The 1,896-nt window shown below is 27.1% G+C and carries 2 protein-coding genes; both read left to right on the forward strand.

Annotation, left to right across the window (positions count from 1 at the left end):
• Positions 1-27: 27 nt before the first annotated feature.
• Entirely contained in the window at positions 28-900 is an 873-nt protein-coding gene (locus tag B5D16_RS12230; RefSeq protein WP_078767250.1) for a hypothetical protein, read from the forward strand.
• Between the two features lie 13 nt (positions 901-913).
• Positions 914-1,896 (forward strand): hypothetical protein (locus tag B5D16_RS12235; protein WP_143405133.1); only part of this gene is annotated, 983 nt, incomplete at its 3' end.

A 1,896-nucleotide genomic window follows, 5' to 3' on the forward strand; every position in this document is an offset into this window, starting at 1 on the left:
AGAACATACTAAAAAGTAGGTGGTTTTATGTTTAAGCTTATAAGAAGAATATATTATAACCATCTTGATAAACAAGAATATAAAAGATATATAAAGCCTAAAGATAAAAAACCAGATATTGATGCAAAACAAGGATTGTCAAATACAATGATATACATTGTTATGACAGTCCTTTTATTATCGATTCTTTTAGGTTGTATTTTTATTTTTGGAAAAAAGGATGGTAATGAAAATAAAAAAATCGTTTCAGACAATGATTATAAAACAGAACAAACTAAAATAACTACTGAAAGTGAAATATATTCCACTGAAGAATCTTCAGAAACTAAGACTGCAGAACAAACTACAGATATTATTATAGCTGAAGAACCAGAAGAAATTACAACTGAAAGCACAACTGAAGAAACAATTGAAAGCACAACTGAAGAAACAACTGAAGAGACTACAGAAGAAACAACCAAAAAGAAACGAAGAAAAAAGCGAAAAAATAAAAAGCAGAAAGAACAAACAACACAACAAGAAAGCAAACAGATAGAGCCTTTAGGTAATTATAATGAATCAAACATATTAAATGATGATATTGTAATCATGATTAAAAATTCTATTAAAGCGAATTTTTCTGGAAGAGTAAATGGTGAGTTAAGAGAATTAGCTGAATACATGTCTTCAAGAAAACAGACAAATGCAACATCAACTTATAATCAATTAACTAATGATACAAAAGAAATAAAAACTACATTTATAAAAGTTAATATAGAATCAGATGATGATGTGAGCATATTTAATGCTATTAATGAAATTACGAATCGTATGCCAGAAGTTAGAGGTGGCTATGGTTTGTCAATATCATCATTTAGAAGAACTGTTGGCTATGAAATAGTTGTTATATTATTACAATAGGAGTGTGAAGTATATGAAAAAACAAATTATAACTTTTTTATTATTTTTAGGGTTTATGTTTAGCATGAAAAACATAACCTACGCTGATGTAAAAGAAAGTACAATAACTTTAGTGTCTGATGGAAATAAGAATAATCAAACGTGGACATGTAATACATATTATACTAATTATATAGCTTTAAAAGAAGGTGGAGCTAATCATGGAAGAAATTATACGTTATCAGATGGCTCTATTAATCTTAAAATCACAAAAGATGATAATGCACCAACAGGAGCGATATTAACAGTTAAAGCAAATAAGGATGTTGTAAAAAATAAAACATTTTATATCTATGGTAAAGATGATAAATTAAAAAGAAAAATAAATGTATATTTAAAAAATTATCCTAAACTATATGGATTAACAGCAAATAAAACAGTTTTATTTGCTGGAGAAAATACAGGACTTTCATTATCTGTAGGTGGATATATTACAGGATATTCCTGGACAAAAAATAATAATAATGTAGATCTATATAATACAGGCAGTCAAAATGCATCATATACAGGTAGGAATGAAGGCAGTTCATATATAACAGGTAATGCAATTTGTAAGACTAATGGTGGAACTATAACATTAAATAAAGGAATTACTGTTAATGTAAAAGCATTGCCTACTATAACTAATATTACTAATCAATTTGAATCTAAAGGTATAATACATAGTAAGGATGTATTTTTATATTCAGGAGATAGCTGCACAGTTTCTTCATGGGTTTCAGGTGGAAATAATAATGGTTACTTATATACAGGAAATGGTCTTACATTAAGAAATGAAAGAAGTAATACAACTATTGTAATTGCACCAAATGTAAGTAAAAGAACTGAATACTATTTAACATTTACGGTAACAGCTAATCTTAATGGAACAACAAAAAAGGCATCACGTACAATTAAAGTAATAGTATTACCAAAACCAATGATTAACATTTGTACATTAAATGGTAATAATCTTTT

Origin of the sequence: Eubacterium uniforme (genome assembly GCF_900167115.1) — a bacterium.
In the GTDB taxonomy this organism is placed as follows: domain Bacteria; phylum Bacillota; class Clostridia; order Lachnospirales; family Lachnospiraceae; genus Eubacterium_S; species Eubacterium_S uniforme.

What these genes read in the sequence shown, in the direction of transcription:
- B5D16_RS12230 (WP_078767250.1), top strand. Translation starts at nt 28, where the DNA reads ATGTTTAAGCTTATAAGAAGAATATATTATAACCATCTTGATAAACAA.